The 20,689-nt window shown below is 41.1% G+C and carries 12 protein-coding genes and 1 rRNA gene; all 13 read left to right on the plus strand.

Going from position 1 to position 20,689, the window contains the following annotated elements; genetic code table 11:
• Window positions 1-84, plus strand: a 5S ribosomal RNA gene (gene rrf, locus FAZ15_RS23180); the annotation flags it as partial.
• Window positions 85-604: 520 nt separating this feature from the next.
• Window positions 605-3,553 (plus strand): SusC/RagA family TonB-linked outer membrane protein, encoded by a 2,949-nt coding sequence (locus FAZ15_RS12575; protein ID WP_136901674.1) that lies wholly within the window; start codon window positions 605-607, stop codon window positions 3,551-3,553.
• A 24-nt stretch (window positions 3,554-3,577) separates the two neighbouring features.
• Window positions 3,578-5,125 carry a RagB/SusD family nutrient uptake outer membrane protein gene (locus FAZ15_RS12580; protein WP_162304933.1) on the plus strand — a complete coding sequence of 516 codons (1,548 nt, stop codon included), beginning with the start codon at window positions 3,578-3,580 and terminating at the stop codon, window positions 5,123-5,125.
• 11 nt (window positions 5,126-5,136) lie between these two features.
• Complete coding sequence (locus FAZ15_RS12585) at window positions 5,137-5,805, plus strand: hypothetical protein (RefSeq protein ID WP_136901676.1); 669 nt, start codon at window positions 5,137-5,139, stop codon at window positions 5,803-5,805.
• 3 nt (window positions 5,806-5,808) lie between these two features.
• Window positions 5,809-6,858 carry a DUF5007 domain-containing protein gene (locus FAZ15_RS12590; RefSeq protein ID WP_238387242.1) on the plus strand — a complete coding sequence of 350 codons (1,050 nt, stop codon included), beginning with the start codon at window positions 5,809-5,811 and terminating at the stop codon, window positions 6,856-6,858.
• An 11-nt stretch (window positions 6,859-6,869) separates the two neighbouring features.
• The gene (locus tag FAZ15_RS12595; protein WP_136901677.1) at window positions 6,870-10,013 is read left to right on the plus strand and encodes a SusC/RagA family TonB-linked outer membrane protein; all 3,144 of its coding nucleotides are present in this window, start codon (window positions 6,870-6,872) and stop codon (window positions 10,011-10,013) included.
• Window positions 10,014-10,025: 12 nt separating this feature from the next.
• Window positions 10,026-11,561, plus strand: coding sequence for a RagB/SusD family nutrient uptake outer membrane protein (locus tag FAZ15_RS12600; RefSeq protein WP_136901678.1), 1,536 nt, complete (start codon window positions 10,026-10,028; stop codon window positions 11,559-11,561).
• Window positions 11,562-11,572: 11 nt separating this feature from the next.
• Window positions 11,573-12,316: a fasciclin domain-containing protein gene (locus tag FAZ15_RS12605; RefSeq protein ID WP_136901679.1), complete on the plus strand. Its 744-nt coding sequence runs from the start codon at window positions 11,573-11,575 to the stop codon at window positions 12,314-12,316.
• Window positions 12,317-12,324: 8 nt separating this feature from the next.
• Window positions 12,325-13,968 carry a DUF5008 domain-containing protein gene (locus FAZ15_RS12610; RefSeq protein WP_162304934.1) on the plus strand — a complete coding sequence of 548 codons (1,644 nt, stop codon included), beginning with the start codon at window positions 12,325-12,327 and terminating at the stop codon, window positions 13,966-13,968.
• Between the two features lie 17 nt (window positions 13,969-13,985).
• Window positions 13,986-15,704 carry a LamG-like jellyroll fold domain-containing protein gene (locus FAZ15_RS12615; protein ID WP_136901681.1) on the plus strand — a complete coding sequence of 573 codons (1,719 nt, stop codon included), beginning with the start codon at window positions 13,986-13,988 and terminating at the stop codon, window positions 15,702-15,704.
• A 30-nt stretch (window positions 15,705-15,734) separates the two neighbouring features.
• Entirely contained in the window at window positions 15,735-17,720 is a 1,986-nt protein-coding gene (locus tag FAZ15_RS12620) for a M60 family metallopeptidase (protein WP_136901682.1), read from the plus strand.
• Between the two features lie 12 nt (window positions 17,721-17,732).
• Complete coding sequence (locus FAZ15_RS12625; protein WP_136901683.1) at window positions 17,733-19,505, plus strand: LamG-like jellyroll fold domain-containing protein; 1,773 nt, start codon at window positions 17,733-17,735, stop codon at window positions 19,503-19,505.
• A 3-nt stretch (window positions 19,506-19,508) separates the two neighbouring features.
• Entirely contained in the window at window positions 19,509-20,624 is a 1,116-nt protein-coding gene (locus FAZ15_RS12630) for a discoidin domain-containing protein (protein WP_136901684.1), read from the plus strand.
• The last annotated feature ends 65 nt before the right edge of the window (window positions 20,625-20,689 follow it).

A 20,689-nucleotide genomic window follows, 5' to 3' on the forward strand; every position in this document is an offset into this window, starting at 1 on the left:
TCTTCCCATTCCGAACAGAGAAGTCAAGCCCGCCAGAGCCGATGGTATTGCCGTAACAGGTGGGAGAGTAGGTCGGTGCCTTTTTTTATACAGAGCCCTTGCTGGAAACAGTAAGGGCTCTTTTTTTTGCTCGGTATTTTTGCTTCTCTTAAAGTGTACCGTTCGTATTTTTTGAAAATGTCAAATAGTACGATAACACCCTTCACACTTTATCGCAGAGAAGAGAAGATCTCTCAGATCTTATTAATTTAATCCTTATTTCATCTTTATATCAAAGCGCATGTTGAATATCTTATTCTTCAGGATTTACGACATTAATATTGTGATTGAAAGTGAAGTCATTTTATGTTTTGATTGGAGGAGTCTGCGGCATAGAGATGTTATTAGCAGTTGCATATGTCTATATTTTTGTGACAAAAGGAAGAAGATATAAAACTTGTTAAAGAAATGTTAAATAGAACAATCGTTTGCGTAAAATTGCGCAAACGTTTTCGTTGCTTTATCGCCTTTAGGAGGCTATGAATATTGAAATCTTATCTCTATCATTGTTTAATTGTTTTAACCTAAAGTATTGAAAAGCAATTAACCTTAAATAGCAAATTGTATGATAAGAAGCCTTTATTATGTCTTTTTCTTATTGATAGTCCCTCTTGTTTCATGGGGTAAGAATAGCATTGATCATGTATACTTTGATTATGTACTCCAGCAAGATACATTAGAAGAAGAACCTCTTGATTCCGCCGACGTTGCGAAGATTAACACTTTGAACTCTAAAGTATTAACTACAGATAGCATCAATGTGCTACCGCTAAAAAACAATCCGTATTTAACCGTCGGGGAAGTGCTCAAAGGACAAGCTGCAGGTGTGTATGTGCAGCAGCCTTCTGCCGAACCAGGAACATTTCAAAACATTTTGGTTCGGGGGCTTTCCGCTGTACAGTTTACGAATAGGGATATCAATAACAATCAAGCGACTATTTTCGTAAACGGTATCCCAATGGGTATGGAGAATAGCTTCGCTTACGATATCCAATTGTACGACTATAATCGTATCGGTCCGGCAACAGATTTTGCATCGTCAATTGATATGGCATCTATCGAATCTATCGAAGTGATTAAAGACCCTGTACGTTTGGCTGAGTTAGGACCTTTGGCCGTTAATGGTGCGATCTGGATTACAACTTTTGGCGGTAAAACCGGAGAAAGCGAGATTTCGGTAAATGGCTATTACGGCGTGAATACAAAGCCCGCCGTTACGCCTTTTAATGCGGAGTATGAGGATTTATTTAGACAGAATTTTTATTCGAAATATGGAACTGCTGATGATAAATTAAAGTATCCGGGTTACTTGTCGGATTCTACGAATTCGAATTATTATGGATCTTCCGATTGGCAGGATGTTTATTATTCTACAGCGTCGCTATATACATTGGATTTAAGTCTAAGAGGTGGTTCTGATCGCGCAAACTTTGGCTTCTTGGGAAGTCATACGAAGAGTGCACTATCGTCCGATGAAACAAATTTGAAACGGTATAATGCATTATTTAATATCAATATGCTTCCCTTCAAGTGGTTTTCCGTATCGTCTGTTATTAATGCACGCCGTTTGGAACGCGATCGAAATTCAAACTTGAGAGACCGCTATACAGAGATGGCCTATTTGCCAGATTTGTCTACACCTCTAGCACCCAATAAATCGGTTTATGAAAGATATATGGATTTTTATAGGAATGATGTAGTAGACGACAATGTCACGAATCATGTGCAAGGGAATATCCGTTTGTCTTTGGATATCCTTTCGGATTTGAATTTTTCGTCCACATTTTCCTTAGATTATAATGAGGGTATTAGAGATCTGTTTTATCCAAGCGGTTTGATGGAAACTATCAATTATATGTCTACCTATTATGGCTATACGCAAAGGTTTATTTTTTCTAATAAACTTGCATATAAACATCAATTAGATAGGAATCATTTTTCTGCAGTTGTGGGTACAGATTACTCTGAAGATCTGTTCCGCTATAATTTTGCGCGCGCGTATGATGGCCCAAATGATTACATCAAGCTGAATGTAGTTAATGGAAGGCGTAATGAGGCAGATTATTTAGAGCCTAGAGGTGGTCTTCGCGTGTTACGCTATCTGAATAAGGAGCAATTCCATTTACATTCTATTTATGGAAAGCTTGGATATAGTTTTGATAACGTATTGGAGCTTTCTTCAGTATTACGGTGGGATGGTTCTTCGACTGTACAACGGGATAGCAGATGGTTATTTACGCCATCCGCTGGAGCAAAATGGAATATAGATAAACAGTTTGACTTGAAGAATATATTTAATGTCAATTTAGGGTATTCAAGAATAGGCAAGCCAGTGTATACGAGTCGCTATGCCGCAGGACCACAATATGATGCTAAATTGGGCTGGTCGCAAGATCCGACAGTGTCCTCTTATTTTGGGTATGCCGGCATTTCTCGCCCATATTCGCATGGCTGGACGGGATATGGTTTGGAATGGGCATACAGTGATAAATTGGAGCTGACCTTAAACAATTCATTTTTTAACGAAAGATTGTCTACGTCTATCAGTTTGTACCAAAGGGAAGATAACGATCAAATTGCATTGACTCCTGTTCCGCTTGAATTTGGTTATACAGGAGAATATAAAAATGGTTTGTCTGTACGCAATCAAGGATTGGATGCAACGATCAATGGATTTATATTGCCGGTTAGTGATGGGAAAGTGAGTTGGTTTACGTCTTTAAATCTGAATCTAAATAGAAATGAGCTAACTGCGCTCCCAGGCGGGATATCCGAACTATATGAAGGAAACCGCTTATTGCGTGTAGGGGAGTCGATCGACCGTTTTTGGTTATTCCAAAATGCAGGTATATATCAGACTGCCGCTGAAATACCAGGATCGACAGAAGGTAGTCCGCTGAATAACAATGGTGTACCTTTTGAAGTTGGTGATGCGCGTTGGATCGATCAGAATAAAGACAACATCATCAACGATGAGGATAAGGTACTGCAAGGGCGTTTTACCCCGCAATTCTACGGTGGTTTTAATCATACACTGACCTACAAGGGTTTTGACGTAAACCTAGCCTTTACTTATGCTTTGGGCGTAAATGCGTTAAACCAACGTGCGTCTTATCGTTATGACTTTGTGAATAATGAAGATAATAATACAATGGGTGCGGTCCGTGAGATCTTTCATTGGCAGCAGGATCTCGACATTGACAAGTATCCCGTATACAATGTATGGAGTGGTACCAATCCATACCGCGTGGATCAGGATCTGTTCTTGGAGGATGCCTCCTATTTGAAATTACGGTCGGCATCATTAGGCTACGATCTAAGCAGATTAGCCTACTTTAAAAGTAACATCAAAACGTTGCGTAGGGCTTATTTGTATGTAACGGCCAACAACATCTTCACCCTAACGAAGTTCACCGGGAATGATCCGGAGCTGGTAAATTTCAATGGGGTGTATGATGGATACGGATTGCCATTGACGAAGACATTCACGTTGGGATTGAAATTGGATTTATAAACAGACCTGAATAAAATGATTGTTATGTTAAAGAATATATATTTTAAATCTTGTCTTATTGCATTGTGTGCGATCTCACAGATTAACTCCTCCTGTAATAAGGCGCTAGACGCTCCTTCTGTCGAAGTGTCGACAGAAGAAGTGCATTGGGAAAGTGTTTCGGATACAAAAGCTGCTTTAATCGGTATGTACGGATTACTGCGTGCTGCCATGGTAGACAATAATGCACATTGGATGTATGGCGAATTTCGGTCCGGTGATTTTACCTCGTACCGAAGACAAGACCTATCTGCAGTAATAAACAGTGAATTAAATAAATCGTATGACTTACTCGAAAATCTGTCCAACTGGAGAAGGTTTTATGCGGTGATCAATGCGGCGTCTTTATTTATTGAAAAGGCACCACGGGTACTGCAACACGATTCACGCTATACACAATTTAATCTGGATTTGGATATTGCCCAAGCTAGAGCTATCCGTGCATTTACCTATTTCTATATGGTAAGGGTATGGGGCGATGTTCCGTTGATTACTTCGTCGTTCGACAACGGGAAGTTCCCAGAATTTGCGCGTACGGATTACAGAGATGTATTAACGTTTGCTGAGCAGGAACTGATAGAAGCTGTGGAGGTATTACCTTTTCGGTATGGAGTGGCGCCTCAGCAGTATTATGGCTCATTCTCCACTAATTGGCAAAAAATCTTATTCAATAAAATATCAGGATATGCAATCTTGGCTCATATGTCGGCGTGGCAAGGTAAGTATTTGGATGTCGCTGCCTATACGCAGTTTATTATGGACAACTATACCCAATCGAATATTACTTATCTAAACAATATAGCTCCTTCGAGCACAGGGACGGCAGGGCTAGCCGGCAATTTTGGCATATTCACCAACAATTTTCAGTTTGGTCAGATCGTCAACTTTAGCGCTGCATACAGCTATGGAGAAGCAACACCATCGGGTCATATCGAACAATTGACGTTAGCCACTCCTTATGTAAATCGGGCAAATCCGGATGTATATGTAAGCAAGGATTCAATTACCTCAGCATTTCTGGAGCGTAATGACAGGCGTTTTGGAGTTGATACGGTGTCAGGCTTGTTTAGGGAGAATTATTTTAAGGATTACAGCAATGAAATTCCGGTGTTTAACAAGATCAAGATTATCCGTGATGGGGTTAATGAAGGAAATTATGCCGTATTCGGATCGAATTTGGTATTCACAAGGCTGGAAGAATTAACCTTATTAAGGGCGGAGGCTCTAGCTGTCTTAGGACAGCATATCAAAGCCATAGAGTTGTTGAATGTCATTAAGGCGATGCGTTTTACATCTTCTTACCAGGTTTCAGAACTGGATACAAAGCCGTTGATCGACGAAGTGTTTAAGGAAAGAAGAAGGGAACTAATGGGAGAAGGGTGGCGTTTCTTCGATTTAGTGCGCTGGAACAGAATTAAATCAACGGATGCAAAGCTAACGGATATGATCCAAAAGGGAGGTATTTATTGGCCTATTTCCCGAAATGTGCTCAGAAATAACCGTCAGATTACACAAAATACGTATTGGAATTAACAGCTAGAATTATGAAATATATTTCTTTTTTACTATTTACTTTGGGTATTTCAGGTATGCTCAGCTGTCAAAAAGGAGATAGTCACTATTATGACTATCAAAAGGCAGAACAGTTATATAATGGTTCAATCTACAGTTATTTAATAAATCAGAAAGGAACGTATGACTCTTTAGCACTTGTGTTGGAGCGTTTACCAGATCTGAAGGAAAAACTGAATCAAACGAATAATGATATAACGCTATTCGCTGTCAACAATCGTTCGTTTGCATTGGCTGTTGAAAATCTAAATGTGGCAAGGAAACAAAATGGGCTGCCTCCATTATATTTAGAAGACATCAAGCTGGACGTGTTGGACACCCTCGCCCAACGTTATGTATTTGATGAACGATATCCAGTGTCAGATTTTGAAAGCTATTTGGATGGACAAAGTATCTTCAGTACAAAGTACGATTATGAGATGCACGTACTTTATAAGGTCTTAACCTCTTCTGGCCTAGTAAATGGGGGACAACAGCAGCTAATGTTTAGCGATGTGAACGAATCTATTTATCAGCGATATTGGAACAGCACGACAACAGCTACCGTAGATTTTAAGACCGAAAATGGGATTATACATACCTTAACGGCGAGGCATGAATTTGGGTTTGGGAAGTTAACCGCTTATCTATCAAAGAACTAAATTATGAAAAGAAAAGAACCTTATTATAGCATGGTGAGAGGTCTATCCGTTATAACACTAAGCGTACTGTCATTCTTCTCATCCTGTACGGATTTAATTCCAGATGATCTAGACGCATTAGGCGACGATGTAATGATCACGACGACCGAATTCTCCCCTTATTTGGGTAGAAAAACCTCTTATGAGAATGTTGTCAGTGTGAGTAATAAATCCACTTTGCCGCTGAATTTCAAGATATTGGGGGCGCGCACGGCAGAAGGTGTACTTGCACCGGAGATTATGGAAAAATATCCCGTAAAAATATGGACGGGAACCTACACCGGTAAAGAAACTTCATTAGAAGAGATAGAAGGTAAACGAAAAGTGGAATACAGATCGCTTTTGGAAATACAGGAAAAAAGCGGAGATATAGTTTTTTGGGATGCAGGCGACGCTTCCTTTATTAAAACACTGCCTAGTGAAGGCTATCTCTTCGATGTCGAGATAGCAAACACGGGCGGAAGACGCTATGTGCGTAATCTGATACTGAAGCCAAGAAGGGAACGTGATTATGAACCTTCGCAGTACGACGATATTCTGGGTATCGCAAAGAATTCGTATCTACGACCATCTATATTGTACAATGTTTTTGGTGAAAAAACGGGTATGCCGACGAGCGATGTACGGATTTTTATCTTTGAAAATACAGAAAATACGTCACCCGGAAATACATTAACTATCAGTGCATTGGACTCGTTGGGTCAGGCCATCGATATGCGCAAATTTAAAGACTCAGAATTTGGACATTTAGTACATGGTTTTAATCATCGTTTTGAGAATGGAAAAGTAATATATGATGTAGCTTACCCAATGCCATTGATTAACTATCCTACACGATATACTAACCCTTCGGGGGATAAAGCACGATTAAATTTGAAATACAACAGATTGGGAAAGGGAGGATTTCTGCGCGAAGCATTTGTGATGTTTGATTTTGCCATATTCCGTGAAGGACACTGGGAACTCCAGATAAGATTTAATGGTGAGACACCAAATTTTGAAAACGAACAGTAATTGTTAGCCTTATGAAAAGAATATTTTTAGTATTTATATTATTGAATATATGTATTGCTCCACTCTTCGCGCAAGAATTGACGATAACTGGTACGATAAAGGATCAGGACGGGGTTGTCATTGCGGGAGCAACGATTACTGCTCTGCCTGGAGGGAAACGTGTCGGGATTTCTTCTGGAACAGGTAGCTTTAGTGTAAAAGTTGTTTCGGGGACGACAAGTTTACGTGTAAACCATATGAATTATGATGATGCAACTGTTCGATTGACACAGGGAAAGACATCTTACCAGATAGCGATGGACGAACGCCAGAATGAGATCGAAACGGTAACCGTGGGTTATGTGGCTCGAAAAAAGGAGTCATTAACAGGATCTGCGGTGGTGATTAAGGCGGATGATATCCGGGATGCACCGGCGGCCAACTTTACGGATTTGCTGCAAGGAAGGGTTCCGGGATTGAATGTGCAATTAAATACGGGTACACCTGGAATACGGGGAAGTATGTCACTTCGTGGACTGAATTCGGCGAATGTGTCGGGTGGAGGAGCAGATGCCTATATGACCAATACGTCACCTTTATTTGTTATCGATGGAGTGCCTGTGGATGAAGGGAACAGCTTTGAATATGGTTTTCAAACACAGGGGCCTGGTATTAGTCCGATATCGATGATTCCAGTAGAGGATATTGAGGACATTACGATTCTGAAAGATGCACAGGCGACGGCGTTGTATGGTTCTAGAGGGGCGTATGGTGTGATCCTCGTAACCACGAAGAGAGGAAATTCTAAGATTCCGATTGTAAGCTGGAACTCGAAATATTTTGCCAATACGATTCCAAATTTGCGGACTGTAATGGGGGGAGTATCGGAGCGTCGGCAACGCGTTTGGCAAATTCTTGCCAATGACACCACCCTCAATTCTGGATTAGACTTAGTCAACCGAACGCCTGGCCTAGCCGATTCATTAAATGCATTCTATAATAATTCAACCAATTGGCAGTCTTATTTTTATGGACATACACTGAATCTGCAACAGGCATTGACGATCAGCGGAGGGGATCAAACATTCAACTATAAGATAGCACCGGGCTACTATAAAGAAAATGGGATTATTCAAAATACGGGCTTCACACGCTACACGATGAATACAAATATGCAGTATCGGCCGAATAACAAGTTCTTTATGAGTACTTATATGAATGTAAATATGGTGCGCAATAGCTTAGGATCGGGAAATGCCTATGAACAGTCGGGCGTGGCATCTAGTGCTAATACCAGCTCATTAATTCCGCCACCTTCTCTTTTTTCGGGAAGCTATGATGCACTGGCGGCGACGAATGTCGTGAATGACAACAAAACGGCGATGGCGAATACGCAGGTACAGTTGGAATACCAGATTCTGAAAAACCTTAGGGCGATAACGACGCTACAATACTCCTACAATATAGCGAATCAAGATCGTTTTACTCCGGAAATCCTAAATGGAGGGGAAAGCATGATCGAAGTGTATAATGATCGAAGGAATAAGATCTACAATCGGAATATGCTACAATTTAACAAGTCGTTTGGGAACGATAGACATCTACTGAACGCCTTCATATTTAATGAGGCGGACATAAGCAAGTACAGGGCAGAAGCTGTAAATTTAATAGGGACAGGTTCTGACCGTATACAGTCTGGGTTAAGCTACAATACGCGGTTTACACGTGGCGGGGTGTTGGATAACTTGGATGACTTTCGTTCGGCAAGTTATGCCGGGCAGTTGATTTACCAGTTTGACGACAAATATATTATGGAGTTTTCCTATCGTTTAGATGGTAACTCTAACCGCGGTTCTTCTGATCTATGGTCCGAAAACCCTTCTGTGGGCTTTAGGTGGAATTTTGGACAAGAAGAATTTATGTCAAAATTTGATTGGATTAGTACGGCGAATATTCGTAGCAATTTTGGGAAAAATACGGTGCCGACAGGAACGATATATGATGCATACGGCAGATATGTGATGGATGCAGCGACCTATAATGGACAACCAACGGTTGGTATAGATATGCGTTCTTTGCCTAATATAAGCTTAGAACCCATTGTAACTACGCAGTGGAGTTCGATATTGGATCTCGGTTTTTGGAATGATCGCTTAACCGTAACCTATGAAAATTATTACAAACAGGTCGATAAGGAGTTGGTTCCCGTGAAGCTGGCCAATATAAATTCCTTTGCGGAACTGAAAATCAATGAACAGTCGATCGTGAATATCGGGCATGAATTTTCCACTTTTTTCAGACCAAATTTTAAGAATACCGATTGGCGGGCTACCTTGTACGCGAATGTATCCTTTAACAAGGATTATCTAACAGATATGGCCGGGGATTTTCGACAGGAAATTATCGGTACTGATCTCGCCTACGTGAAGATATTAAAGCGTTTGGGTCGAAATACGCTGTCGAATGTGTTGTACCATTATAGAGGGGTGTATCAAAGCGATGACGATGTTCCGGTCAATCCTGCAACTGGTTTGCGATATAGGGCAGGTAATGGTACCGGGGAGGAATATTTTTTCCGAGCAGGAGATCCTATTTTTACAGACTTGAACGGAGACTATGTATTGGACGAAAATGACCTGGTTATTGCCGGCAACTCGCAGCCACGGGCGTGGGGCGGTTTCGGTGCGACGATCTCGTATAAGGGTTGGAGTTTTCAGCCATCATTTAGTTATACAATAAAGCGTGATATTATGAATTCGGCTATAGCCGACCGTTTTCGAAATTATTATAGCCCAAATAATGATTTGGCGAGGGTGCCAATTGATGACTATGATTATTATACACCGGATAATCCCAATGCAGTGTATCCGAACCCGTTTGATTTTAGACGAGCAGCGATAGTAAACCCCTTCCGTCAGAACTCAACGCTTTTCCAAGAAGATGGATCGTATCTGAAGTTCCAGTCAGCAACATTATCGTATAATTTTGATAGAGCAAAGATACAGAGGTTGTTAAATATCTCAGGTTTACGTGTTTTATTAACTGCAGCGAATATCTATACCTTCTCCAAATACTCGGGGCCAGATCCCGAATTGGTAACGGGTATGGGATATGATAATTCCAATGGATATCCTCGGGCGCGATCGTTTACTTTTGGTTTGGATGTACAATTTTAATAGCTAATAGACATGAAAAAAGTATTTATATATATCCTATCGTTCGTTGTGCTCTTCATGAGCTCTTGCGGAAAGGACTTTTTGACCATAAATCCGATTGATGATCTCACCGGAAGCAATTACTGGCAAACCCGGGGGGATGTGCGTATGTTTATCCAGGGATTATACTCGAACTTCCGCCATGCGACAATGAACCACGCGTTCTTTCCGGGTACAGGAGATCTGCGTTGCGCGCCTACGGTTCGTAACGCCGGATCGAATGCTGCCGGAAGCTTTATGAACCATATTTCTTATTTGCGAAATAATGATTTGAATGGACTGTTTAACCAATATCACGATCCGACGCGGAACTATCTTGATGGAATGGATTTCTTTGGATTCCATAATATCCGTAACTGGGCCCGATTTTATACCGTTATTGCGAAAGCGAATATTGCCATTCACGAAATAGAACGTTTGGAAAATATTATTTCGGACAGCGAAAAAAAGCAATTTATTGCGGAAGCAACTTTTATGCGGAACCTATCTTATTTTTTCTTGGTCAGACTGTTTGGCGATGTGCCCTACTATACAGAAGCATTCCATGCGGAAGCAATAGGTCGTAGCCCAATGTTAGTTGTTTTGGAAAAGATAGATGCGGATATGCAGTCTGTCTATAAGGATCTACCCTGGACATATGAAGATCCTACCGAAGTAGGGAACCGAGCGTCTCGTGGCGGAGCAATTGCGCTGATGATGCACATCAACATGTGGAAAGCCGGATTTTCGGAAGGAGAAAAGAACAAGCATTATGAACGCACGAATGTGTTGGGTAAAGAGTTGATGGAAGAAAATCAGGACTCCTATGAGCTGTTGCCATTGAAAGATACCAAGCAGATATTCAAAGGCCGTACAAAAGAAGGGTTGTTTGAAATTGTGCAAAACTACAATTATGGGGAACTCTTTCATATCTCGGCAACCTATGCCGATTATGTATTGCGTGCGCCTTATAAGGCATTGGTAACGGCTTCATATATACATTACGAACCTAAATTCATGAAGGAGATGTATCCCGAGGATGCCGTGGATGAACGGAAAACATTTTGGTTTCAGGAAGATATTTATGCTACGAGTAACCGTTTTGTGTTCTTGAAATACGCTAATATTTTCGTAGCAGAAGGGGAAGATGGTAATCCAGATGACAATGCTATTGTGTTTCGTTATGCGGATGCGATTCTATTGCGTGCAGAAGCATTGGCAGAACTAGGGCGTGACGGAGATGCACGAGCAATGTTGAAAGTTGTTCGTGACCGCGCCAATGCATTGGAGGTGCAAGACAGCGGAGAGGATTTGAAGACTGCAATCTGGTGGGAGCGGGTTCGGGAATTATTGGGCGAAGGACATTTTTTCTATGACCTGGTGCGGACCAAACGAATCTTAAACTCAGATTATACATCTAATCCGGTCTCTTTGGCCGATTTCAATCGCGGCGCTTGGACATGGCCGATTGATCGCGCCGCCCTAGTAAATAATCCTTTTATGACTTTGAATACGTACTGGAACAATTAAGCACTTAGATAATGAAGAAGTATATTATTAGAAATTTATTTTTTACCTGTTTGATGGGACTGATTCTGGGTTCCTGCCAGGATAAATATTTTATAGATTCGGGTGTTCATGAATCGCATTATGATGGTACAGTAGTAGATTATATAAAAATGCGTAAAGATGTATTTGATTCCTTATACAAAGTCATACAGCTATGTGAACTGGAGTCTGTACTCAACCAAAAGGGAGTGACGTTCTTTGCTCCTGGAGACCAATCGATCCGCAAAGCGGTTTTTGCGCTGAACGAAGCTTTGTATTTAACAGGGCGCGACAGTATATATACACTGGATCAAGTGGATCCCGCCGTGTGGCGAGAGTACTTGTCTATGTATATATACAACGATACCTATCTGTTGAAAGATATCCCACAGGTGGACACCCTCAACCTAAATATCTATCCGGGTCAGGGGTTTGAGTCATATGGTGGTACCAATATGAATCTGGGCGTCAATTATAACGATGTGATTTCAGAAATCCGGGAGGATGAATTTCAGATCGTAAAGTATGCAGGTTATAGACAGCTGTTTATCTCTTATATACGGAATACCGGAAATGTGGGGTCTTTTGGAAGCATGGTAAATGCACCTGTAGCGACTTCAGATATTCAAACTTCTAATGGCGTAATCCATGCTTTGGAATATCGTAGACATACGTTTGGCTTTGTAACCAGCAACTTTGTGAATGCAGCGATTACTAAGGGTATAATTTATAAATAGGCATGCTGATGAAAAGAATTTTCAATATAATTGGATTTGTCCCGATGATTCTGGGATTGATGGTGTTTCAATCTTGTAAGACAAATCAAGACGGTTTTGGAGAAGACCCCTATGCGGGGGGTAGAGAACAATTGGGCGTGGTATTTGAACGATTGAACCGGCCTTTGCCTGCTGTTAGACCCGATGACGTGTTTGAAATATCAGTAAGGGGCTTGTTGAAACACGAAAGTAATGTAAAAGTGTTCATTAACGAAGAATTGGCACAGGTGGTATCATTGACCGATTCGACAATGGAAGTTCGGGTACCCTTGACAGTGTCATCGGGAGGGTTAAAAGTAAAAATCAATGATCAGATATTTTTTGGCCCCCGAGTTCCGATTGAAGGAAACGTATCTTTTGATACTGATTATGCGGTAAGAAATGGATTCAACAGTTCGGTAAACTACATTTTGCCGGCAACAAGTGGAAGTGATTTATGGATCTTAGGGAACTTTACGAATTTTGAAAATCAGGCTTCGGCAACAGTATTTAGACGTAATATCCATAAAATTAATGCAAACGGTGAATCCGCTGCTACTACTGCAGGTTCTTTTGCTGTACAAAAAGGAGCTGATGGAGGTATTAATAGTATGGTCCGTCTACCTGATGGAAAGTATATGGTCGGAGGAGGTATCTACGGGATGGAAAATCTCAACAATCACCGTTACAATTTGGGACATATTACCCGACTCAACTCGGAGGGAAGTATCGATTCGATGGTTCTTGAGTTAATCAACACAACACCCGAAAGACCAGCCAATGCATACGATACGTTACCGGCATTTAATGCATACCTGGGAGCAACGATTAATTCAGGGTTTGGTGGAATAACGGCTCTTTTTGCGCTGCCAGATACCAGTGTGATCGCTGTTGGAAATTTCGGGGTGCATGGCTATATTGACTATAGGTATTCTTCCCGTGAATCTAAATTGTATGTCAATACGCTGGTAAATAATATTGTACGTTTGAAAGCTGACGGCAGGGTAGATTCAACATTTGGCTATAATAATGCCGGAGCAAACGGCTTCGTTAACGGTGCTGTAGAAACAAACGATGGTAAAATTATCGTGGTTGGATCTTTTACTTCTTTTAATGCCAAATCTGCTAATCGCGTCGTAGCTTTTAACAAAGACGGAAGCATACATGCAGGTTTCAATGTCGGAACAGGAGCAAATGATGAAATATATTCGATCACCTATAATAAAGTCTTGAATAAGATTGCATTGGCAGGTCGGTTTACGTCTTTCAATGGACAGGCTACGAGGGGAGTTGTGCTACTAAATGCGGACGGCTCTGTGGATAATAGCTTTGTTTTAGGAGATGTAGAACAACGTATACCAAGCTATGCGTATGTCATGAATAGTGGTAGGGTACTAGTATCGGGAGATTTTGTCCGATATAATGGTGTACATCGGTCCAAATTGCTGATTTTGGAAAGCAGCGGTGAAGCACTACAGCAATATAACAATATTGGCGAATTCTCGGGTCGGATCAACCATGTGATTGAGACTACTTCCAGCTTGGGTTACCCTGCATTATTGATTGGGGGAAGCATTGGACTTGCTGACGGAAGAGTTGTAGGAAATCTATTTAGGCTAGAGGTGAGAAACTAATTTTAAAAGCTAGATTTATGAAAAGAATATTAAATTTTACTAATTTATGGAAGGCGGTTCTAGCATTTATGGCTGTATTCCAATTGTCCTGTAATGAGGATTTTCCGAATATACTAAAGGAGGAATATAATAATAAGGAAATGGGCTCTTCGCTTAATAAAGTGCTTGTTGTTGTTGTTGATGGTATCCGCGGTGATGCTATGACCGATATAGATCCCGAAAACATGCGTAAAATAGCCCGTAACTCGTTTTATACGAATGCATCCCTTGGTGATTTCAGGGGAAATGTGGCGTTCACCAAGGAAACGGGTCTCGCTAATATTTTTACAGGAGTTAATTCTGCGAAGCATCAAGTAACGACCGATTTATCAACAATAGATACGGAAGGTTTCCCGACGTTGTTTGATCGGTTGAAGTCGGGGTATGAGGGATTCAATGCTATAGGTTATACGACCAGTAACGATGTAAGCCAATATCTTTATGCAGATATGGATGAGAAGGAAGTCTTGTCTACAGACGATGAGGTCATTGCAAAGACCAAGCAGGCTATTTCAGGTGACACAGAAATGATTGTTGCTCATCTTTCGGATATAGAGCAGGTGGGGAATGATAATTCTTTTGAAAGTGACGATGTGGCCTATCAACAAGCTATTAGAAAGTTTGATGTCCAAATGGCGGATTTAATTTCGACCTTAGAGAAAAGGCCGAATTACAAATCTGAAAACTGGTTAGTCGTTATTACATCTTCAATAGGAGGGCCTATTGCCGAGGTAGATCCAGACGATCAAACCGTATTTGCAGATAATCTACGTAACACCTTTACCTATTTTTATTCGCCGAGGTTTACACGTAAGTATCAGGCGCGCCCGTCGACAAGTACAGCTCCTTTTGTAGGATCAGGATTACATTTAACGTATGGAAGTTCGGGAATTAATGCCACTTCAGCGCAACTGGATGACGTTAGTAAAATGAATTTTGGTTCGTCCGAAAGCTTTACCATCAACTTTTTCTTTAAACAAAATACGTTAAATACAGACCACAATTACCCCCCAATATTAATAAAACGTAATAATACGGATGATGGTGTGGGTTGGCAATTCATTATGGCGGGGGGAAACGTCCAATTTGGTGCCTCGGGAATAAACAAGATTAGTTCGGCTCCTGTAAAAGATGGGAAGTGGCACGCGATTACCTTGTCTGCTAATCGTGCGACCAATACCGCAAAAATCTATACGGATGGTGTGCTGTCTGCGCAGACTACGGCCGGAACAACAAATATCACGAATACAATTCCTATGGTGTGGGGAAAGAAAACGGGTAATGGCAGTAATACGGGAGACTTTATAGTTTGCAATTTACAGATTTACAATGTCGCTATGAACGATGCGGAAGTGGCATCTATGGCGGGTCTAGGTTTAGTTAAACCAGATAATTCCCCGCTCTATGCTAATTTGCTGGGGTATTGGCCTGCTTATCAAGATAACGGAACCCGTGTAGTGACTGATGTTACCGGTAAAGCAGGAAATCTAAAGATTGTAAATGAATTAAAATGGGCTTCTTTTGATGAGTTCGTCCCTTTTTTCAAACCGGATGTCAATGAGGGTACATTTCGCTTGGTGCCTAACCAGGTGGACATCCCTTTCTTTATATATCAATGGTATGGTGTATTGCCAAATGTCGCTTGGAGCTTAGATGGACAGGCTTGGACTCCTCCCTATGCGATATTAGAATACTAGTAGCTGGATATTAACTTGTTAATAATTACAATGATGAAAAAGAAATTATTATTTATAGGCACCATATTATTATCAATACTGGTATCCTGTGGCAAATATGGATATGAATTTGAAGACGGCTATCAGACGGGGGATCCTACCGGTAAGGATGTCGAAACAGATATGTCCTATATTGATAAATCCATGTATGATAAAGCCAGGATCTATCCCGGTATGGTGGGAGCTAATGTAAGGCGTATCCAAGATACGACTATAAATTTACCGTTAAACTTTAGATGGATATCGGCAATTGATTTAAAGGTTGGATCTGCCCCAGGACCTGTGTTCAGTACAGGACTATATGCCCCTGCGGGAGAGAACATCCGCATCACGGTTCCTGCAGGAATTATTGGTTTGACTGCTCAGATAGGTGCACATACCGATGACTTGACCGGTAAAGACCCGCTGCGCAGGCAACCGCTTATTTATACGGTGAAAGAGCTGATCCCGGGAGATAATTATATTCGGAATCCTTTCGGAGGATTATTGTGGATAAAAGCTATGTTATCACAGCCTCAGTCTGTACCCGTTAAAGTGTCTGGTGCGGTAAAAACTCCAGATTTTATCCATGGTGTATCAAATCAGGCAGATTGGTTAAAAGAAGTTGAAGCGACAGATGTACCTTGGTTAGAACTTCGGGCGGAACGTACGATTTTTACTGTGCCTCGCAGCTTAGTGTTGCAGTATAAAAATGATCTTAAGGTGGCTGAGGTATTGGAACTTTGGAATGATATATACGAAAAGGATTATTACGATTGGATGGGATTAACGAAAGGGAATCCTGACGTAAGAAACGCCTATCCGGAGTTGCCGGAGCGTGGTGTTCTGGATATACATCCGAGTGTGGGATATGCACACAGTTCTGGCGGAGATGGTGTGCCGTGGGTGGCACAACAAGACAAGCACTGGTTTTTTATGTTCAGTAATTACAACTACGTGATGGGTAACTTTTCGCAGAATGAGGGTGCCTGGGGTACGTTCCATGAGATAGGTCATAATTATCAGCAAGGGCGTGCCTGGAGCTGGTCGGCATTAGGAGAGACCACAAACAATTTGTTTGTTTTTAAGGCAGCAGAACGGTTTGGTAATCCTGCGATTGCATCTCACCCTGCGCTTCAAGAAGCGTTCTCAAGAGCAATGACGTATGCAGCTTCTACTACAGCGAAGAATTTTAATACGTTGTCGGATATAAACGATGGTTTACGTCCTTTTTTTAGACTTACACCTTTCTTACAGATCTTTAACAAGGTGAAAGGAAAGAATGATGAAATAGGCTGGGATTTTATGACCTATGTGTATACGCAAGCACGGAATTCAAATCAATCCTTTTCTTTGGATCAGGCAAAGATTGATTTCTTCTACCGTTCGCTCTGTGACTTCACAGGAAAGGATTATCAACGTTTTTTCAGCGCGTGGGGTATTGCAGTTAGTAATCCAGCGCGCCGGGAGATGCGAAATAAATATCCACCGATGGATGCCGCACTGTGGACGTATAACCCTTGGACAAAGACAGGGGGAGATGGCGCGCTTCCTGCTAAATACGATCTGAACCATTCCTTGTTTACCTATACATCTAATGCGCAGACAGCAACAAATGATGGGAAGGGATTTCCCGGATTAAACGATGGTGATTATACTACTTATTGGCACACCTGTTGGTCCGGATGTCCTGTACCTAACTTGCCAGTGACCATTGATGTGGATATGAAAGGCACGGAAGCCTTTAAAGGGTTCTTTTATGCTAATCGGAATCACAGTATGTACAATAAACATATCCGTGTCTATATGAGTAATAATAACGTAAATTGGACGCTATTGGGAGATTATCCAGATCAACCCGATATTCGCGCACAACGTATCGAGATTGCATTCGACGAAGTATATGAAGCACGTTATTTTCGCATCGAATTCCCTTCTTACGGAAATAATGCAAACCACGTAGCACTTGGTGAGTTAGGCTTATTTTATGATAATTAATAGCGATAAATTATGAAGAAGATTTTTATAGGTATATTAATTTCCAGTTTTCTGTCTGTCGGATGTACGAAATATGACAATCCACAACCTTCTTTTGAAGAATATGAGCAGGAAGAGGATGCGGTCGTTAGAAATAAGGTTTTGGTGATCGCTGTAGATGGGCTTGTCGGAAGTCAGATAAAGGCGTACCAACCTACGGTCATTGCAAAAATGTTGGAGAAATCAAAATATTCATTTATTGCACAAGCAGATGTAAATACAAATGATCCAGCAGGTATGGTGACTTTGTTAACAGGATATCCGTCTGCAACACATAAAGTGATATCAGAGTCTTATCTACCAGATTTCGATCCCTCTGATCCGCACGGAGATAATCAGTTTACCCCTTCCTTTATTTATAGACTGGAGAATAAGGATAGTAAAAAGAATACGTCTGCCATAATGCGAAATGTCGCATTGACGGGTAACTTTCTGGGAGAAGCTGATTTTTCTACTGTTGAAAGCTCGGACGAAGCGGTAAAAAGCAAGGCAGTTGATTTCTTAAACAGTAATAATCCGGATTTGATGCTTCTACAGTTTTCGGAGGTACAAGATGCTGGTAAAGATGGGGGGTTTGTTGTCAGTAATGCAAAATATAAAACCGCATTGGATAAGGTAGATGGCTATATCGGAGAGATTAAGACAGCTTTGGAGACTCGTTCGAATTATGCGAATGAAAATTGGTTAATCGTTATTTGTTCTGCTCAGGGAGGTACGCCGACCGGGAGCTACGGTGGAAGTACTGCAGATGAAATGAATACATTTACCTTGTATTACAATAAGGACTTCGTTTCTACAGAGCTTAATGCTGATCCAATGGCCACCTTTTTTGCCAACGGATACTTTGCAGGGACGTATACACATTATGACGGGGTAGCGAGACGTACATTTAGTGAAATTGGGGTGAGAGCGCAAACTCCCGCTGGTGCGGAGAGTAATGTATTCAATCCGTCGGCAACGGGAGAGCTAACATTTGAGTTTAAGATGAAGCTGAGAGAGGATAATTTTTGGGGTGGACTCTCCTTTTCCGGAGGATACCGCAATTATTATAATTACTTTTTGGGTAAAGATGCTTCGGATGGTGTGAATGCCGGTTGGCATGTGCGGGGACTGGATATGGCTTTGGAGCTACGTGTACAAAATGGTTCGGGTACGGAAACGTTGAGCTTTTCTAGAGGGACGGATGGACAGTGGAATCATTTTGCCATCGTTTTTAAAGCAGTAGGCAGTAGAACATTGGCTACAATATATGTAAACGGATCGAGAACAGCTTCTAAAGAATTGGCGTATGCTGTTTCTGCCTTTCAAAATACTGAACCCTTAACCATGGGTTTTAACACGTCTGACACGCGGATGGCATTCGTTAACGCGGATATGTCGGATGTAAGGGTTTGGAATAAGGCGTTGGATGATAATCAGATAGATGAACTGGCTTGTACAAAATGGATTGGCGATGATCACGCATTGAAAGCTAATCTGGTAGCTTACTATACACAGTTTGTGAATGGTAATATTTGGGAAAATACGGCTAATACTCCTGCTCCGGATATGACCGTTTCCGGCCATCCTAATGTGAGCGTACTTTCTAATTTTAAGCCTTGTAGCACGGCTTCTGCTGAGGTATTCTTGCAAAATATTGATCTATTCCCACAGGTCTTTTACTGGATGGATATTCCTGCTGATGATAACTGGAACTTGGCGGGAACCGTATTTTTGAAAAATTTTGAAAACGAATTTAGAAAATAGATTATGAGAGATATAAAGTTGTGCGCGCTTGCTGCTGTCTTGGTCTTGTTCTTTTCCTGTGTGAAAGATACCTTAACTTTTCCAGAAAAAGTTGTAGATGACGGCTCTAAAGAGCCGATCGATGTGATTGCAAAGCCTACGGACGTGAAAGTATATGGTGATTATGAGAACCGTTTCACTTTCAAATGGCCGGTTCTGAGTAATAAAATAGAAAAGGTTAAAATTAGCTATACGGATGGTACAGAAGAAAAGGAAGTGATAATATCTGATTTTAGCGGAGACTTTCTGATATCAACATCTTTAGTAGGAGAGTTTGAGTTTAAGATAAGCAGTATTGCAACGGACGGAAGAGAGACTGGAACTGTAACCAAGAAAGCGACAAATAAAGGGTTGTATATCAATGATATTATTCAATTTACAGATGCTAAAGCAAATGGTTTTAATGTCATATTGGATTGGACTAACCCATTGGAAAGAGAAATAGAAGTTAGTATCATTTATGAATCTTCAACAGGACAAAAAGTAGAAAAAATTCAGAGCTCAGAAGAAAAGGGTGAATTTTCTTTTAATGGAAAATACGGTAATAGTGTAGAACTTCAAATGAAAGATAGTTTTGGAAATATGACCTCGAAAACCTTTAACTATGGATTGACTTCTGTAAACCTTACTTCTGCTGCACAGAAAGCAGGCTGGTCTGCCGCGGTTAGTTCTAACCAAAGTGGTGATGGAGGTGGAGCGCCTGCTCTTATTGACGGCGCTGCGGATACGTTCTGGCATTCGCCATGGAGTGGGACGATTCTTCCTTGGCCACATCATGCGACTATTACATTGGATAATGTAAGGGACTTGGGTGGTTTTATACTCTCCCTGAGACACAATAATGGCTCAGGTGCGCCGAGAGATATTGATTTTCAAACCAGTACAGATGGAACGAATTTCGTAACAAGGGAATCGTTTTTGAACACTTCAACCACGAATGCCGCAGTAATATCGTTCGATTTAGCGACACCTGTCGAGACGAAGTATGTACGTTTGGTATTTAAAACAAGTATTAATAATTTAGCGTATATGTCGTTAGGAGAGATTTCCCTGACGGAGAGGGTACTTGAGATACATTAATTAAATTGTATCTTGTCTAAGATTTAAATAGATCTTCGTATGTATCCATACGGAGATCTATTTTT

Origin of the sequence: Sphingobacterium olei (assembly GCF_005048855.1) — a bacterium.
Taxonomy (GTDB): domain Bacteria; phylum Bacteroidota; class Bacteroidia; order Sphingobacteriales; family Sphingobacteriaceae; genus Sphingobacterium; species Sphingobacterium olei.